We start from the raw sequence: 15,075 nt of genomic DNA, 5'->3' as shown, positions 1-15,075 counted from the left end.
GATCAAATTTTTTATTGATATGAATCAGTATCCTTGTAGAAAACAGCTCTCTGCGAGGCATGGCCATGACCAATCACAAGCCACTTCAGTTCGCGCCGGGCGCCGGCAGCGCGGCGTGCGATTGTGCCTGTCCCGCAGCTGACCGCCAGCAGGGCGCCGCGCCGCCCTTGCTGCCCGCTGCCGTCGGCGCTTGCCACAGTTTCGCCTGCACCGTGCTCGACGCCTTGCGCGAACAGATCGCCGTGCTGGGGCCCGACGGCACCATCCTGGCGGTCAACACCGCATGGCGCGAGGCCGCCGCCGCGCGCCACCAGCCGGGGCAGCCGGCGCTGTACGCCGACCTCGGCGGCAATTACCTGGAGCTGTGCCGTGAAGCGGCAGGGCGGGGAATGGACGGCGCAGCCGAGGCCGAGGCTGGCATCAGGGCCTTGCTGGCCGGACAAAGCAGCCGCTTCGAGATGGAATATCCTTGCCATACCCCGGCCGCGCGGCGCTGGTTCCGCATGACGGTGTCGCCGATGAGCTACGGCTGGCAGGGGGCGGCGGTGGCGCACGAAGACATCACCGAGCGCCACCTGGCCGAGGCCAACCTGCGGATCGCCGCCACCGCCTTCGAATCGAACGAGGGCATGATGGTCACCGACAGCCACGGGATCATCCTCAAAGTCAACCAAGCCTTCACCCGCATCACCGGCTATCCGATGGAGGAGGCGGTGGGCGGCACGCCGCGCATGCTCAGCTCGGGCCGCCACGACGCCGATTTCTACCGGGCGATGTGGGACGAAATCGGCGAGCACGGCAGCTGGTCCGGCGAAATCTGGAACCGCCGCAAGAACGGCGAACTCTATCCCGAACACCTGAGCATCACCTCGGTGCGCGACGACAGCGGCCGCGTCTGCAACTACGTCGCGGCGCTGACCGACGTCACGCTGAGCAAGGCGGCCAGCGACGAGATCCGCAGCCTGGCGTTCTACGACCCGCTGACGCGCCTGCCCAACCGCCGCATGCTGCTGGAGCGGCTGCGCCAGGTGCTCGACGCCAGCAAGCTGCACGAGCGCTACGGCGCGCTGGTGTTCATCGACCTCGACAACTTCAAGACGCTCAACGATACGCTGGGCCACAATGTCGGCGACCTGCTGCTGCAACAGGTCGCCGACCGCCTGCAGGAGTGCCTGCGGCAAGGCGACACCGTGGCCCGCCTGGGCGGCGATGAATTCGTCGTGCTGCTCGAGGGCCTGGGCTGCGCCGAGCCGGCGGCGGCGGTCCAGGCCGAACAGCTCGGGGCCAAGATCCTGGCCGAGCTGAATCGTCCGTATCTGCTGGGCTGCCATCTGTGCCATAGCACCCCGAGCATGGGCGCGACCCTGTTCCACGACGGCTGGCCGGCCCATCCGGAGGAGTTACTGATGCAGGCCGACATCGCCATGTACCAGGCCAAGCAGGCCGGTCGCAACGGCATGCGCTTCTTCGACCAGAAAATGCAGGACAAGATCCGCTCCCGGGCCCGGCTGGAGGAAGCGTTGCGGCATGCGATCGATGAGCGGCGCTTCGAGCTCTATTACCAGCCCCAGGTCGACCAGCAGGGACGGGTGGTCGGCGCGGAAGCGTTGATACGCTGGCAGCAGGCGGACGGCAGTTTCATGTCGCCGGGCCGCTTCATTCCGCTGGCCGAAGAAACCAGCCTGATCCTGCCGATCGGCCAGTGGGTGATGGAAACGGCCTGCGCCCAGCTGCGCCAATGGCAAGACCAGCCGCACATGGCGCAGTTGGTGATGGCGGTGAATGTCAGCGCGGCGCAGATCCATCAACGGGATTTCTTCGAGCAGGTGCAGGAGCTGATCCGGCGCCACGGCATCGACCCCTCGCGGTTGAAACTGGAGCTGACCGAGGGCCTGCTGCTGGAAAATATCGAGGAGATCATCGGCACCATGGAGCAGCTGCGCCAGATCGGCGTGTGCTTCGCGCTGGACGATTTCGGCACCGGCTATTCATCGCTGCAATATCTGCGGCGCCTTCCGCTGAGCCAGCTGAAGATCGACCGCTCCTTCGTCAACGAATTGGCCGGCAACAGCAACGACCAGGCCATCGTCACGACCATCATCGCCATGTCGCGCAGCCTGGGGCTGGACGTGATTGCGGAAGGCGTGGAAAGCATCGAGCAGCGCAGCCTGCTGGAGCAGTTGGGCTGTCATCGTTACCAGGGATTCTTGTATAGCCAACCGGTGCCTGCGGAGCAGTTGCGGCAATGGCTGGCCGCCCGCCCGCCGCCGCTCGGTATTATTTGATCTGGATCATGGATTTAGTCGCCCCGCGCGCCCATAGTCCTGGTTGGCGGCGCATGGTGCGCCGGCCCGATCGACCACGAGGACATTATGGACAATCTCGGTTGGACCCCGGACATGGCGCTGGGCATACCGCTGTTCGACGAAGCGCACGAGGCGCTGGCGGAACAGATCAAAGTGTTGACCCACTGCAAGGACGAGGACTTCGCTGCCGGCCTGGCGCAACTGATCGAATGCCTGGAGGATGACTTCCGCCACGAGGAGGCATTGATGGAGGCGATCGACTACCCGGCGTTGCGCAGCCATCGCGAGCAGCACGCCCGCGTGCTGGCCTCCTTGCATCAGCAGGAAAACGGCGCCACCAAAAGCGGCAGGACGGCGGTCGGCCTGGTGCTGCCGTGGTTCCACGCCCATCTGGCCACGGCCGACACGGCGCTCGCCATCGCGCTGCAAATGAGCGGCCTCGATCTCGACGAGGCGGCCAAGGTCGGCTAGCGCCGCGCCTACGGGTGCTGCGCGGCGCGCCGGCCGAGCAGCACGTGCAGCACGAACAGCAGGGCGGTGGCAAGACCGACCACCCAATGCAGCGACGACCATACCGGCCGGTCGCTCTCGCCTGCCAGGTAGTACAGGCCGAAGCCGCTGACGGTCAGCGTCAGCATGGCGGCGATCATGCTCCAGCCGGTGCGCAGATTGCGGGCGGCCTTGATCGCGCGCCGGATGTGCGCGTTCATCAGGCTGCCGATGAAGAACAACATCGCCATCGCGGCCGCGCCGTGCAGCTTCATCGACCACGGCTCCAGTGGATTGATGGTTTCGCCGAACTGGCCGACCGGGCGGAAGAAGTGGCGCGCCAGCAGCCAGGCGGCGCCGCTGAGCAGCAGGGCGGCGAAGCTGGCGTAGATGCAGCGGCGGTGCCAGCGCTCGACGCGCAGGTTGACGTGGGGACGGGATCGGTGGGTATGCATCGGTCAGATTATAAACGCCGACGCTTGCGATGCGGCCAGCGCCGGATGTTGCGCATCGCCGCTGGCCAGCACCACCTTGGTCAGCGCGTCGGCCACGGCGCAGCGCGGCGCGCGCACCGACACGCTGACGGAGTTCACCAGCGGTTCGCCGCTGCGGCCGTCGACCAGCGCGCTGATTTGGCGGCCGCCGTGCCGGCGCGCCGAGAAGTAGGCGGCCGACGTGGCCAGCGCCTCGTCGCGCAGCGACACCTGCGCGGCGGCGCGCCCCGGCGCCAGCGGATCGCGCACGGCGACCGGCCAATCGCGCTCGCCGAAGCCGCGCAGGTCGCCGCCCGCGTTGACACAGCCGCTGGTGGCGCCGGCGCGCTGCAAAGCCGCCACCGCCAGATCGACCGCGTAGCCTTTGGCGATGCCGCCCACGTCCACCCAGCCATGCGCCAGCTTGCGCGCCAGCGGCTCCCGCTCGCAGCGGTAGACGGCCAGCGCGGCTTGATACGCGGGGACGTCGGCGACGTCGGGGCGCGGCAGGCAATGCCAGTCCACCAGCAGCGGCGCGCAGGCGATGTTGAACAGGCCTTGCGACAGCTCGGCCATCCGCGCCGCCAGTTGCAGCACCTGCCAGCTGTGCGGATGCAGCGCCAACACCGTGCCCGGCGCGGCGCGGTTCAGGCGCGAGACATCGCTGGCGGCGTCGTGAAAACTCATCAGCCGGTGCACCAGCGCCACTTCGGCGAAAGCCAGCGCGATCGCCGGCGCCACGGCCTGCGGATCGCCGTCCGCCGCGATATCGACCAGGGTGCCCAACCAGGGCTGGGCGCGCCGCATCATTTTTTCAGCGCCACCTGGGCGATGGCGGCGATGCGCCGCACGCCGTCGGTCAGGTGGGTGCAGGAGAGGGTGGCGCCGCTGATGTTGGCGATGCCGTCGCCCACCGCCAGACCGCCCGTCTGCGCGGACTTGCCGCTGAACTGGCGGCGCCAGGCCGGCAGGCGGATTTCGCCGCCGTGGCTTTCGCGGTAGGTCAGGATCTCGACCTGGCGCACGGTGGCGTCGGGATTGAGGCCGACCGCATACGAGATCAGCTCGAACTTGCCGATCACCTCGTCGAGCACCATGTAGCCCAGCAGCTTGTCGCCGCTGTAGGCGCCCACCACGCGCCAGTTGACCGAGCGCGCCGCCAGCCCCGCCAGCTTCTCCACCTGCTGCATCTGCGGCAGCGACAACGCCACGTCCTGCAAGTGGAACGCGGTCGCATCCGGGAACATCAGCTTCTGCGCCTGCTCCGCGTTCAGGTACTGCGCCGCGAAGGCGGGCGCGCCGGCGGCGCATGCCGCCAGCGGTATCCAGTGCCGGTAGCGCATATCAGTACGAGAAGCCCATGCCCAGGTTCAGGCGGTCGCGCGATTTGTCTTGCTTGAACCACTGGTAATCGGCCTTCAGCACCACGCCATCGCCGACCTTCAGGTTGGCGCCGACGGTGGTGACTTTTTCGTCCGGCGACGCCGCCACGCCCAAGCCCTGCGGCACGGCGGCGTAGCTCTTGGCGGTGTTGAACTGCTCGTAGCGCGCGAAGGGACTGAGCGTGTAGTCGCCCGCTTGCAGCAGGCGGTAGGCGGCCTGGGTGTACCAGCCGGCAAAGCTGTTCGGCACCGGCGTGGGATTGCCGACCAGCGTCTCGTTGAGCGCTGCGGTGTTGCTGATCTGGCCGCGCGCGTACAGCGCCGACAGGTCCCAGCGGCCCGGCGTGTAGCGGGTGTGCAGGTCGACCATCGTGATGCGGGCGTCGTTGGCGGTGAAGCCGTCGGCCTTGTGGCCGGCCTTGCCGGTGAAGATGGAGCCGCCCACCAGCAGGCCCGGCACGCCGCGCCAGTTCAGCGCCGCGTGCACGCTCAGGTCGCGCGACTTGGCCTGCTGGCCTTCCTGGTGGATGGAACCGAGCGGCGATTCGCGGCCGTCGCCGCCGGCGGCGTCCCATTTGCCCAGGTCGAAGCCGGTGGTGATGCCGGTGTCCCAGGCCAGGCCGTAGGCGGTGTCGCCGGACAGGCTCACGCCCACTTCGCGCCAGGTCGACGGGATGATCGCCGTCTCGACGAAATTGCGCTCGACGCCGTAGTAGGCGGTCGGCTCGTGGTTGGCGTTCAGCAGGCCCATGGGAATCAGGTACAGGCCGACCTTGCTGCGCAAGCCGTTGCCGAATTCGCGTTCGACGTACAACTGCTCGACTTCGGCCTCGCCCTTGTCGTCGGCCGAAACGATGGCGTGTTCCCATTCGAGTTCGGCGACCACCTTGGTCTTCGGATCGAAGCGGTGCTCGATGCCGATCACGGCGCGGCGCACGTCGGCCTGCGCGGCGCTGGCGTTCTTGCTCGGACGGGTGTAGTTGACTTCACCGTAGGCGCCGAAGACGGTGGCCGGCGCCGACGGTACTTCAACCGCGGCCAGCGAGACCGGTGCGCTGACCCGCGCGGCGGCCGGTGGCGGCGCCGAGGCCAGTGCCTGCTGGCGTTGTTCCACCGCTTCGGTTTTCCTGACGCTGGCTTTCAGTTCGGCCTTCAGCTGTTCCAGTTCGGCGGCCATCTTGTCGATGCGGGCCAGCAGTTCGGCCTCGCCGGCGGTGGCGGCGAAAGGCGCGCCGAGGAAGGCTGCGGCGAGGGCGGTGGCGATCAAATGCTTGTTCATGTTCAGGTCTCTGCGATTAAGGGTTGGTTTGGTAGCCGTCGGTCAGCGTGCCGAGGAATTTGACGACATCGTCGATCTCGCCGGGCGACAGCGCCGGCGCCATGCCGGGCTGGCGGTTGTAGGGCACTTCGGTGGTGTTGACGTTCTTGAGGTATTGCGGCGGCAGGTCGTCAAACTTCCGCACCACGCCGTCGGCGCCGGTCGGGTACCACTCTTCCGGGTTGGTGTCGCGCCGCACGTAGAAGGCCACCACGTCCTTCAGGTTGTCGAAGGCGCCGTTGTGGAAGAAGGTCTGGCGCGTGGCGACGTTGCGCAGCGTCGGCACTTTGAAGGCGCCGCACAAATCGGTGCGGGCGGCCAGGTCGGTGCGGTCAGGGCCGCACAGGCCAAGGTCGAAGTAGGCCGGATCGGCGGTCGCCGCCAGCTTTTTGTTGCGCGGTACGCCGAGATTGTCGAAGGTGAAGTCGGTGAACAGCGGCGACGAGCCGTCGGCCCCGCGCGCGCTGGTGTGGCAGCCGATGCAATTGCCTTTGGCCGGATCGTTGAACAGCGCCAGGCCGCGCAGCTCCTGGTCGGACAGCTTCACTTTACCGGCCAGGAACTGATCGTATTTGGAGTCGAAGGGGTGGAAGTCCTGGTCCTCCAGCTGGTATTTTTGCAGCGCGAAGGTCATGCGGCTGAAGGCCTGTTCGGCATTGTCCAGGATGGCGGCGCCGAATTGGGCGCGGAACTGTTCGACGTACGGGGTTTTCTTCAGTTTGTCGATCACATCCTGCTTGCTGGCGTTGGCCATTTCGTGCGCCGCCAGGAAGGGGCGCTCGGCCTGCTCCGCCAGGCTTTGCGCGCGGCCGTCGCGGTCGATGCCGCCGGTCGGCGTGCCGTCCTTGGCGAAGAAGAAGGCCGGATTCTGGTTCAGGTAGCGCAGCGACGGCGCGGCGCGGAAGCCCTGCACCTCGCCGTTGGCGCCGCCCAGCTGGGCGGACAGCTTGTTGGCCGGGCCGTGGGCGTGGTCCGGGCTGTGGCAGGTGGCGCACGACTGCTTGCCGGACGCCGACAGCGACGGGTCCTTGAAAATCAGTTCGCCCAGCCGGGCGGCCGGGCCGAGGCCTGCGTCAGCGACGGGCGGGGTCGGCGTCGGCGACGGGACGGCGGAACCACCGCCGCCGCTGCACGCGGCCAGGCTGGCCAGCAGCAGCGCGGCGGGAAGGAGGGCGGCGCGGGAATAGTGTGTAGGCATGCGGTTTTTGGTAAATGGGAATGACAACAATTCGCATTATCCACTAAGTGTTGATTTTATGCCAATCCGGCAGGCCGTTTGTGGTGTATTTTCCCTTCCGACCAATTGCTGACGATGCGGCAACGCCGCGCTACAATGGGCTGATGCGACGTTTGCCGACCAGGGGTGTTGTACTGAGTGCGATGCTGTCCTTGCTATCGACGCTCGGGGGCGGCGTGGCCGCGACCGAGATCCGTACTTCGGCGCAGCAGGGCACCGAACCCAAATTCCAGAACGTCGACGCGAGCGGCGGGCGCGTGGTCGGCATCTGCATCGACGTCATGCGCGCCGTCGAAAAGCTGGACCCGGGCTTGAAGTTCACCGGCGACCAGCTCTGGCAGCCATTGCCGCGCATATACTCCGGCATGGACCGCGGCTTATTGGATGCTTCCTGCGGCCTCTCGCATTCGCCCGAGCGGGACAAGAAATTCGTGTTTATCGGCCCGCCGCTGTTCTCGATCCGCTACCACCTGATCGCGCGCAGCGACGAGGCGGCGGTGATCGCCAATTGGGACGACCTGCGCAAGCTGGCCCCGGACAACGTGGTGCTGGCCAATCGCGGCTTTGCCGGTGTGAGGGTGCTGGAGTCGGCCGGCGTCGACAAGATCGATGCCGGCGCCTCCGATCCGAGACTCAATCTGCAAAAGCTGCTGGCCCACCGTGGCCGCTTCTTCTTCCATCGGATGCCGGGTTTGCAGGCGGTGCTGGACCGCTCGGGCATGGCTGAAAAGTTCAAGATCCTGCCGACCGTCATGGCCGTCAGCCCGCTGTATTTCGTTGTGGGCAAGCACGTCGATCCGGCCTTGGCCGAGCGCCTGCGCGCGGCCTTGCAGACCTTGGAAAAGAACGGAGAGCTGGAACGTATCGCTAAGTCCTGGGAGTAGAGGACAGATTGGCGATCAATGCCAACAGCGCTTCGACGTCGACCGGCTTGACGAAGTAGTGGTCGAAGCCGGCTTCGCTGGCCAGGTCGCGGTCCTCGCTGCGGCCGTAACCCGTCACCGCCACCAGCGTGGCGTTGGCCGTCTGCGGCAGCTCGCGCAGGCCGCGCGCCAGATCGTTGCCGCTGATGTCGGGCAGGCCGATATCGAGCAGGCATAGTTCCGGCGACATGCGCCGGGCGATCTCCAGCGCGTCCAGCGCGGTATGCGCGACCAGCACCTCGTGGCCGGAGGCGTCGAGCAGCAGTTGCAGCGTTTGCGCGGCATCGATATTGTCGTCCACCACCAGCACGCGCAGCCTGGCGCCGCCGGCCGCGGAGGGCCCGGACGCCGCCGGCGCGTTCTGGCCTGGTCCGCCGGGCAGCGAGATGGTGAAGGTGCTGCCTTGCTGCTCGCCCGGGCTATCGGCGGCGATGCTGCCGCCATGCAGCTCCACCAGCGATTTGACCAGCGCCAGGCCCAGTCCCAGCCCGCCTTGCGAGCGGTCCGGATTGCGGTCGGCCTGGGCGAACAACTCGAACACGCGGGCACGCAGCTCCGGCGCCATGCCGATGCCGGAATCGCTGACCACCAGCCGCACCACGCCATCCCCGCCATGCACCGACAACGTGATAGCGCCGTCGACCGGGGTGTACTTGGCGGCGTTGTTGAGCACATTGACCAGCACCTGCACCAGCCGCTTGTGGTCGCCGTCGACCTGCTGCGGCACCTCGGGCAGCGACACTTCGAAATGCTGATGCTTGCTCTTGAACAGCGGCTCCGCCTGTTCGACCGCGTCGGCCACCACATCGGCCACGTTGAGCGGCACGCGCGTCACCGTCACCAGCCCGCGCGTCACGCGCGAAACGTCGAGCAGGTCGTCGACCAGGCGCGTCATGTGGTGTACCTGGCGTACGATGATGCCGGCCGTGCGCTCGACCGCCGCGGCGGTGGCGTGACCGCTTTGCAGCAGCTGCGCGCCGGCGCTGATCGGCGCCAGCGGATTGCGCAGCTCGTGCGCCAGCATCGCCAGGAATTCATCCTTGCGCTGGTCGGCCAGGCGCAGCTGGTTTTCCGCCTTCGTGTGCTGGACTTCTTTTTGCTGCAAGGCCTCGGCCATCGCGTCCAGCGCCCGCGCCAGTTCGCTGATTTCCTCGTTGCCGTAGACGATGCCGCTGCGCGCGCCCAGCGTGCCGGAGGCGATGCTGTTGGCGGTGGTGGCCAGGCGCTTGACCCGGCGCAGCACCAGCACGTCGCCGACAAACCAGGCCGCCAGCAGCGCCAGCGCCAGCGTGACGGCCAGCGCCGACATGTCCAGCAGCTGGTCGTGGCGGGCGGCGGCGGTGATGTCGTCGGCCGGGATGCCGATGGTGACGGTGTAGTCGGACAAGCCGTTGTTGCCGACGCGGGCAAAGCGGTGCAGGCGCTCGACGCCATCCGGTCCGGTCAGCAGCACCGGCTTGCCCGGTTCGCCGGCCATGGCGGCGCGCATTTCCGGCCACACCATCTGGCCGAACCACTGCTCCGGATTGGGCTTGCGCGAAATGATCTTGCCGTCCGAATCGGATGTCAGCAGCAGCGATCCTGGCGGCAGCTTGATGTCGGCCACGAAGCGATCCAGCTTGGACAGGTCCAGCGCGGCGAACACCACGGCCTTGACCCTGTCGCCTTCGCCCAGCAGCGGGTAGGTGAGGTTGATGGTGTGCTTCTGGATCACGCGGCCGAACACGTAGCCGCCGGCGACGAAGCGGCGCAGGTGCACCGCGCGGCGGAAGTGCGAGCGGTCGGACAGGTTGACCGGCGCGGACGACGGGATCGCGCTGCAGGTGACGTCGCCGTTCAACTGGATCAGGCCCAGGTTGGCGTAGTCGGGATTCTGCAGCTGGATATTGGCCAGCAGGCGGCTGCAATGGGCCTGGTCGCCGGTCAGGTCGGGAATGCTGGCCAGGTCGCGCAGGATCTGGCGCGCGCCCTCGATCGATTGGGCTTCGTTGGCGGCGGCCAGGTTGGTCAGGCGTTGCAGGTTCTCTTCCGCCACCTGCACCGCGTGCTGGCGTTCGCGCACGCCGCTGACCAGCGTCATCACCGCGATAGGGGCGATCGCCAGCGCCACCAGCAGGATCAGGCGGCTGCGCAGGCTATTGAGCTGGAAAAGTAGAAAGGCCATGCTGGGTGCTTAACGGGCCCGATAGCGTGCGTTGCCATAGCGGATGATCGCTTCCACGCCGCGCCGCAGCGTGGCGATGTCGTCCGAAATATAACCGATGCGGATAAAGCCCGGCGCACCCAAGGCGTCGCCCGGCATCAGCGCCACCGAGTACTCGTTGAGCAACTGCTCGGTGAACTGTATGGTGTCCGTGGTCAGCGCCGAGACGTCGCCCCACAGGTAGGGGCCGGAGGCCGGGCAGTGCATGCTCATCCAGGGCAGGCCGTGCACCATGTCCAGCACCAGGTCGCGGCGCTGGCGGTATTCGTCCAGCATCGCGGTCGGTTCGCCGGATTCGAAGGCGCTAGCCAGCGCCAGCTGGATCAGCATGGGCGCGGCGGCGGTGATCGGGCCTTGCAGCGTCTCCATCGCCGAGACGATGTGGGGCGGCGCCACCGCGAAGCCGGCGCGCCAGCCCATCATCGCGTAGCTTTGCGAGGCGGAGTAGATGCTGACGATGCCGATTTGCTGCCAGTCCGGGCGCGCGGCCAGGCTGGTATGGACGCCTTCGAAGATCAGCTTCTCGTAGCTCTCGTCGACGATGGCGCGGGTGCCGGTGCGTTTGAGCCAGCCGGCGATGCGTTCGATCTCGTCGGCCCGCAGCACGCCGCCGGTGGGGTTGTGCGGATTGTTGATGATCAGGATCTTGGCCGGCGGCAGGCTGTCGAGGAATTCCGCGCTGACGGTGGCCGGCAAGTCGACCAGCACCGGCTCCAGCCCGAGCAGCTGGCAGGTGGTGACATAGGCCGGCCAGTGCGGCTTGAAGATGATGACGGCGTCGCCCGGATCGGCCATCACGTACAGCGCCTGGTACAAGGCCTGCTTGGCGCCGTTGGTGACGATGATTTCGCTGGCGCTGGCGGCGATGCCGTTTTCGTTGCGGACCTTGACGGCCAGGCGGGCGCGGATGTCGGCGTCGCCGCCCACCGTGGTGTAGGCCAGCGACGGTTGTTGCAAGCCGTCGCGCACCGCTTGCAGCACGCTTTCCGGCGCCTGGAAATGCGAAATCGCGATCGAGAAGTCAATCACGTCCTCGCCGCGCGCCTTCATGGCGTCGACCCGGCCGTGCATTGCGGTGGTTGCCAGCGGCTGGCAGCGGGCGATGCGTTGTGAAGTTTCCATGCAAAGTGTCTCTATGGCAAATTTTACGATTTGTTATTCTACTTCAGATAGCTAAGTCAGTACGCACGACTGCGTACATATTTGCCGGATGGTATCCTTGTCGGCTTATCCAATCAGGGCGCCTCAATTATCTTATGCGATTAACAATTAAAACATGTGGCCCGGTGCTTGCGCTGGCCCTGGTTGCCAGCGGCGCCGCGCGGGCGCAAGCGATCATCAAGATCGGCCATGTGGCGGCGACTTCGGGGCCGATTGCCCACTTGGGCAAGGACAATGAAAACGGCGCCCGCATGGCGGTCGACGAGCTTAACGCCAAGGGCGTGGTCATCGGTGGCAAGAAGTACAAGATCGTGCTGCAGGCGGAGGACGACGCCGCCGATCCCAAGCAGGGCACCACCGCCGCGCAAAAGCTGGTGGACGCCAGGGTCAACGGCGTGATCGGGCATGAGACGTCGGGCACGACGATTCCGGCCTCGCGCATCTACCACGACGCCGGCATCCCGCAGATCTCGCCGTCGGCCACCAATCCGCAGTACACGCGCCAGCGCTACGAGACCGCGTTCCGCAACATCGCCAACGACGAGCAGCTGGGCGCCGCGCTGGCCCGTTACGCGATGCTCAACGTCAAGGCCAAGCGCATCGCCGTCATCGACGACCGCACCGCCTACGGCAAGGGGCTGGTCGACGAATTCGTCAAGAACGTCAAGCGCGCCGGCGCCGCGTCCGGCACGACGGTGGTGTCGACCCAGTTCACCACCGACAAGGCCACCGACTTCAGCGCGATACTCACCGCCATCAAGGCGACCAGGCCGGATATGGTGTTCTTCGGCGGCATGGACGCCGTGGCCGGGCCGATGCTGCGCCAGATGAAGGCGTTGGCGATCCCGATCAAGTTCATGGGGGGCGACGGCATGTGTTCGGATTCGGTGCCGCGGCTGGCGGGCGACGCCATGAGCGACGGCCAGGTGATCTGCGCCGAGGCGGGCGGAGTCGAGCCGTCGCAGGAAAAAGGCATGGCCGATTTCCGCGTGGCCTACAAGAAGAAATTCGGCATCGACGTCGAGACTTATTCGCCATATGCCTACGACGCGCTGATGACGATGGTCGAGGCGATGCAGAAAGCCGGCTCGCCCGAGCCGGCCAAGTACCTGCCGGCGCTGGCCGGCATCACCCACAAAGGCGTCACCGGCAACATCACCTTCGATGCGCGCGGCGACGTGAAAGACGGCGTCCTGACGATCTACACCTTCCGCAACGCCAAGCGCGAAAAAGTGGCGGTGATGAAATAACAACCCGGGGTCGGAATCAGCCTTCCGACGGGCCGCCGCGGCCTGGGCCTTGCGGCGGGCCGAAGCGTGGTTCATTGCTTGAGTCGGCGGCCGTGGCGGCGCCGCCCAGGCGGTAGGACAGGCCCAGGTAGAACACCCGGCCGTCGAAGCGGCGGGTGCTGGTCTCGCGCAGCGTGGCGCTGTTGACGACGGTCTCCATCTTGTTGGTGCTGAACAGGTCGGTGACCGTGCCCACCAGGCTCAGACGCGGCGTCACGGCCTGGCGCACGCTCAGGTTGAAGGTGTTGTTCGGCGAGCGGTAACCCTGGCCGGACAAGGTCTTGCCCTGCATCTGCAAGGCCATCTGCACCTGCGTCGCGGCGCTGGCCGCATAGTTCAGGCGCACCCGGCCGCTCAACGAGTTGGCGCTGCGGCTGACCAGGGCGCCGCTGGCGTCCTGCGTGGTCTGCTGGCTGCGCGCCAGGTTGCCGTTGGCGTTCAATGTCAGCGTCGGCGTCAGCTTGCCGTTGACGCTGAATTCCAATCCGCTCGAATGACTGCCTGCGCCGTTCTGGCGTGTGGTCAGCAACACGTTGTTGCCGATGAAGGTGCGGTAGTCGACGATGGCGTCGGTGTCCTTGCGGTAGTAGCCGCGCAGATTGGTTTCCAGCGCGCCGTACTTGGTCTCGTAGCCCACTTCGAAGGAGTCGGTCTTGGTCGGCTTCAACATCGGATTGCCGGACGAGACGTTGAACTCGTCGCGATACACCACGTAGGGATTGAGGTCGTTGGCGTTCGGGCGGCGGATCCGGCGCGCGTAGGAGAAGCGCATATTGGCCGTCTCGGTCGCCTTGTAGGTGGCGAACAAGCTCGGGATCAGGTTGGTGTAGTGGTTCTTGGCCTCGACGCCGCTGGTGATCTGCTGGACGTCCATGCCGGTGTACTCGGTGCGCAGGCCGCCCAGCACGCCCCAGCTGTCGTTCAGCTTGCGCTGGTAGGAGCCGTACAGCGCGACCACGGTTTCTTCCAGGTCGAAGCGGTTGCTGCGCGCCGGATTGAGCACGGCGACCGAGGTCAGCGGATCGATGTCGGTGTACAGCGTGTCGAAGTTGTTCTTGTTGGTGGCGACCTTGTAGCCCGCCTTGAGGCTGCCGCCGGCCAGCGGACGTTCGTAGTCGCCGGTGAAGTCGACGATGTGGCTGCCGCTGTCGTTGCGCTGGTGGGCGCGGGTGTCGGCCCGGTTGCCGCCGGCGTAGTCGTTGGCGTAGGCGCTGTTGCTGTCGTTCTCGGAGGCCGAGACGCGCAGGTCGATCTTCAGCGTTTCGTTCGGCAACCGGCCCTTGTGGTCGTAGCGTCCGCCCCAGCTGAAGTTCCTGGCGTCGCCCTCGCGCGCGGTGGTGCGCACGTAGTCGGTGGCGGGGAAGCCGGTGGTGGCGCCGTTGAGGTAGTGGTCGACGCCGCGCTGGTCGTTGCCGCGGCCCATGTAGTTGGCGCTCGCGGTCAGCGTGTCGCTCTGGTCCAGGTTGTAGCTGACGGTGCCGTTCACGCCGGCCATGTCGTTCAGGCCGGCGCCGGACGAGCTCTGGCTGCTGTGCACGAAGGCGCCGGTCGCCGGATCGAGGCGGTCGCGGCTGACCACGGCGGTGGAGTTGCGGCCGTCGTGGCGCAGGTTGACGCCGCCCTGGAAGCCCCACGGTCCCTCGTTGTAGCTGCCCGACGCGGCGCTGTTGTAGCGGCCGGCGTAACCGGCGTTGGCGTTGAGGTTGGCAAAGCCGCCCGGCTTGCGGTTGCGGCGCATCACCAGGTTGAGGATGGGGCCGCCGCCGGCCTCGTTGCCGAACTGCGCGCCGGGGTTGTTGATCACTTCGACCGACTCGATATCGTCGGCGTTCATCGCCTGCAGCGTCGGGCCGCGGTTGTCGCCTTGCAGCATGGCGGACGGCTTGCCGTCGACCAGGATCTGCACATTGCTGCTGCCGCGCAGCGTGACGCTGCCGTCCGGGTCGACCGCCACCGACGGCACGTTGTTGAGCGCGTCGGCGGCGGTGCCGTTGGTGCTGCTGATGTCGGACTTGACGTCGTACACCTGGCGGTCGATGCGGTTGGTCGGCCGCTCGCCGGCCACGTTGACCGACGGCACCACCGTGGCCGCTTCCTTGGGCTTGGCCGTGGTGGTCGGCTTGGCGTCCGGTTTATCGGTGGCGGGCTGGTTTTGGGCGAGGGCGGTCAGCGGCGCGGCGAGGCAGGCGGTCAGGAATAGCTTGTGCATGGGGAGTCGGGCCGATGCATCGGCGCCGTCTTGTTCGTCGTTGAAGGGATGACATTCTACATTTGTTCATTGGCAGGAATGATTG

General features: G+C 66.7%; 12 protein-coding genes. 4 read left to right on the top strand and 8 right to left on the bottom strand.

Annotation, left to right across the window (positions count from 1 at the left end):
- Nucleotides 1-65: 65 nt before the first annotated feature.
- The gene (locus AC1RMD_RS08180; RefSeq protein WP_492925435.1) at nucleotides 66-2,285 is read left to right on the top strand and encodes a putative bifunctional diguanylate cyclase/phosphodiesterase; all 2,220 of its coding nucleotides are present in this window, start codon (nucleotides 66-68) and stop codon (nucleotides 2,283-2,285) included.
- Nucleotides 2,286-2,372: 87 nt separating this feature from the next.
- Nucleotides 2,373-2,777, top strand: a complete 405-nt coding sequence (locus AC1RMD_RS08175) for a bacteriohemerythrin (protein WP_492925433.1) — start codon at nucleotides 2,373-2,375, stop codon at nucleotides 2,775-2,777.
- Nucleotides 2,778-2,785: 8 nt separating this feature from the next.
- On the opposite strand, the gene AC1RMD_RS08170 is transcribed toward AC1RMD_RS08175, so the two are convergent.
- From AC1RMD_RS08170 to AC1RMD_RS08150, 5 genes are read right to left on the bottom strand one after another with little or no spacing between them, the layout of a single operon-like run.
- The gene (locus AC1RMD_RS08170; protein WP_492925431.1) at nucleotides 2,786-3,250 is read right to left on the bottom strand and encodes a DUF4405 domain-containing protein; all 465 of its coding nucleotides are present in this window, start codon (nucleotides 3,248-3,250) and stop codon (nucleotides 2,786-2,788) included.
- Nucleotides 3,251-3,253: 3 nt separating this feature from the next.
- Complete coding sequence (locus AC1RMD_RS08165) at nucleotides 3,254-4,078, bottom strand: FAD:protein FMN transferase (RefSeq protein WP_492925429.1); 825 nt, start codon at nucleotides 4,076-4,078, stop codon at nucleotides 3,254-3,256.
- Nucleotides 4,075-4,611 (bottom strand): FMN-binding protein, encoded by a 537-nt coding sequence (locus AC1RMD_RS08160; protein WP_492925427.1) that lies wholly within the window; start codon nucleotides 4,609-4,611, stop codon nucleotides 4,075-4,077. Before AC1RMD_RS08160 ends, AC1RMD_RS08165 begins: the two co-directional genes overlap by 4 nt.
- A gap of 1 nt (nucleotide 4,612) precedes the next feature.
- Nucleotides 4,613-5,929: a hypothetical protein gene (locus AC1RMD_RS08155; protein WP_492925425.1), complete on the bottom strand. Its 1,317-nt coding sequence runs from the start codon at nucleotides 5,927-5,929 to the stop codon at nucleotides 4,613-4,615.
- Between the two features lie 16 nt (nucleotides 5,930-5,945).
- On the bottom strand, nucleotides 5,946-7,166 hold the full coding sequence (locus tag AC1RMD_RS08150) for a cytochrome-c peroxidase (protein WP_492925423.1): 1,221 nt from the start codon (nucleotides 7,164-7,166) through the stop codon (nucleotides 5,946-5,948).
- A gap of 182 nt (nucleotides 7,167-7,348) precedes the next feature.
- Here AC1RMD_RS08150 and AC1RMD_RS08145 point away from each other — a divergent pair, with 182 nt between their 5' ends.
- The gene (locus AC1RMD_RS08145) at nucleotides 7,349-8,089 is read left to right on the top strand and encodes a substrate-binding periplasmic protein (protein WP_492925421.1); all 741 of its coding nucleotides are present in this window, start codon (nucleotides 7,349-7,351) and stop codon (nucleotides 8,087-8,089) included.
- Here the strand turns inward: AC1RMD_RS08145 and AC1RMD_RS08140 are convergent.
- Both AC1RMD_RS08140 and AC1RMD_RS08135 read right to left on the bottom strand, forming a co-directional pair.
- Nucleotides 8,073-10,292 (bottom strand): ATP-binding protein, encoded by a 2,220-nt coding sequence (locus AC1RMD_RS08140; RefSeq protein WP_492925419.1) that lies wholly within the window; start codon nucleotides 10,290-10,292, stop codon nucleotides 8,073-8,075. The two genes, AC1RMD_RS08145 and AC1RMD_RS08140, sit on opposite strands and share 17 nt — an antisense overlap.
- A 9-nt stretch (nucleotides 10,293-10,301) precedes the next feature.
- Complete coding sequence (locus AC1RMD_RS08135) at nucleotides 10,302-11,453, bottom strand: pyridoxal phosphate-dependent aminotransferase (RefSeq protein WP_492925417.1); 1,152 nt, start codon at nucleotides 11,451-11,453, stop codon at nucleotides 10,302-10,304.
- A gap of 134 nt (nucleotides 11,454-11,587) precedes the next feature.
- On the opposite strand from AC1RMD_RS08135, the gene AC1RMD_RS08130 reads away from it, so the two are divergent.
- Entirely contained in the window at nucleotides 11,588-12,742 is a 1,155-nt protein-coding gene (locus AC1RMD_RS08130; RefSeq protein WP_492925415.1) for a branched-chain amino acid ABC transporter substrate-binding protein, read from the top strand.
- Nucleotides 12,743-12,758: 16 nt separating this feature from the next.
- On the opposite strand, the gene AC1RMD_RS08125 is transcribed toward AC1RMD_RS08130, so the two are convergent.
- Nucleotides 12,759-14,990 (bottom strand): TonB-dependent receptor domain-containing protein, encoded by a 2,232-nt coding sequence (locus tag AC1RMD_RS08125; protein WP_492925413.1) that lies wholly within the window; start codon nucleotides 14,988-14,990, stop codon nucleotides 12,759-12,761.
- Nucleotides 14,991-15,075: the final 85 nt, after the last annotated feature.

This window comes from Duganella sp. GW822-FHT06D06, from assembly GCF_058799615.1.
This window is presented reverse-complemented; position numbering and strand designations above follow the sequence as displayed.

What these genes read in the sequence shown, in the direction of transcription:
- AC1RMD_RS08180 (WP_492925435.1), top strand. Translation starts at nt 66, where the DNA reads ATGACCAATCACAAGCCACTTCAGTTCGCGCCGGGCGCCGGCAGCGCG.
- AC1RMD_RS08175 (WP_492925433.1), top strand. Translation starts at nt 2,373, where the DNA reads ATGGACAATCTCGGTTGGACCCCGGACATGGCGCTGGGCATACCGCTG.
- AC1RMD_RS08170 (WP_492925431.1), bottom strand. Translation starts at nt 3,250, where the DNA reads ATGCATACCCACCGATCCCGTCCCCACGTCAACCTGCGCGTCGAGCGC.
- AC1RMD_RS08165 (WP_492925429.1), bottom strand. Translation starts at nt 4,078, where the DNA reads ATGATGCGGCGCGCCCAGCCCTGGTTGGGCACCCTGGTCGATATCGCG.
- AC1RMD_RS08160 (WP_492925427.1), bottom strand. Translation starts at nt 4,611, where the DNA reads ATGCGCTACCGGCACTGGATACCGCTGGCGGCATGCGCCGCCGGCGCG.
- AC1RMD_RS08155 (WP_492925425.1), bottom strand. Translation starts at nt 5,929, where the DNA reads ATGAACAAGCATTTGATCGCCACCGCCCTCGCCGCAGCCTTCCTCGGC.
- AC1RMD_RS08150 (WP_492925423.1), bottom strand. Translation starts at nt 7,166, where the DNA reads ATGCCTACACACTATTCCCGCGCCGCCCTCCTTCCCGCCGCGCTGCTG.
- AC1RMD_RS08145 (WP_492925421.1), top strand. Translation starts at nt 7,349, where the DNA reads ATGCTGTCCTTGCTATCGACGCTCGGGGGCGGCGTGGCCGCGACCGAG.
- AC1RMD_RS08140 (WP_492925419.1), bottom strand. Translation starts at nt 10,292, where the DNA reads ATGGCCTTTCTACTTTTCCAGCTCAATAGCCTGCGCAGCCGCCTGATC.
- AC1RMD_RS08135 (WP_492925417.1), bottom strand. Translation starts at nt 11,453, where the DNA reads ATGGAAACTTCACAACGCATCGCCCGCTGCCAGCCGCTGGCAACCACC.
- AC1RMD_RS08130 (WP_492925415.1), top strand. Translation starts at nt 11,588, where the DNA reads ATGCGATTAACAATTAAAACATGTGGCCCGGTGCTTGCGCTGGCCCTG.
- AC1RMD_RS08125 (WP_492925413.1), bottom strand. Translation starts at nt 14,990, where the DNA reads ATGCACAAGCTATTCCTGACCGCCTGCCTCGCCGCGCCGCTGACCGCC.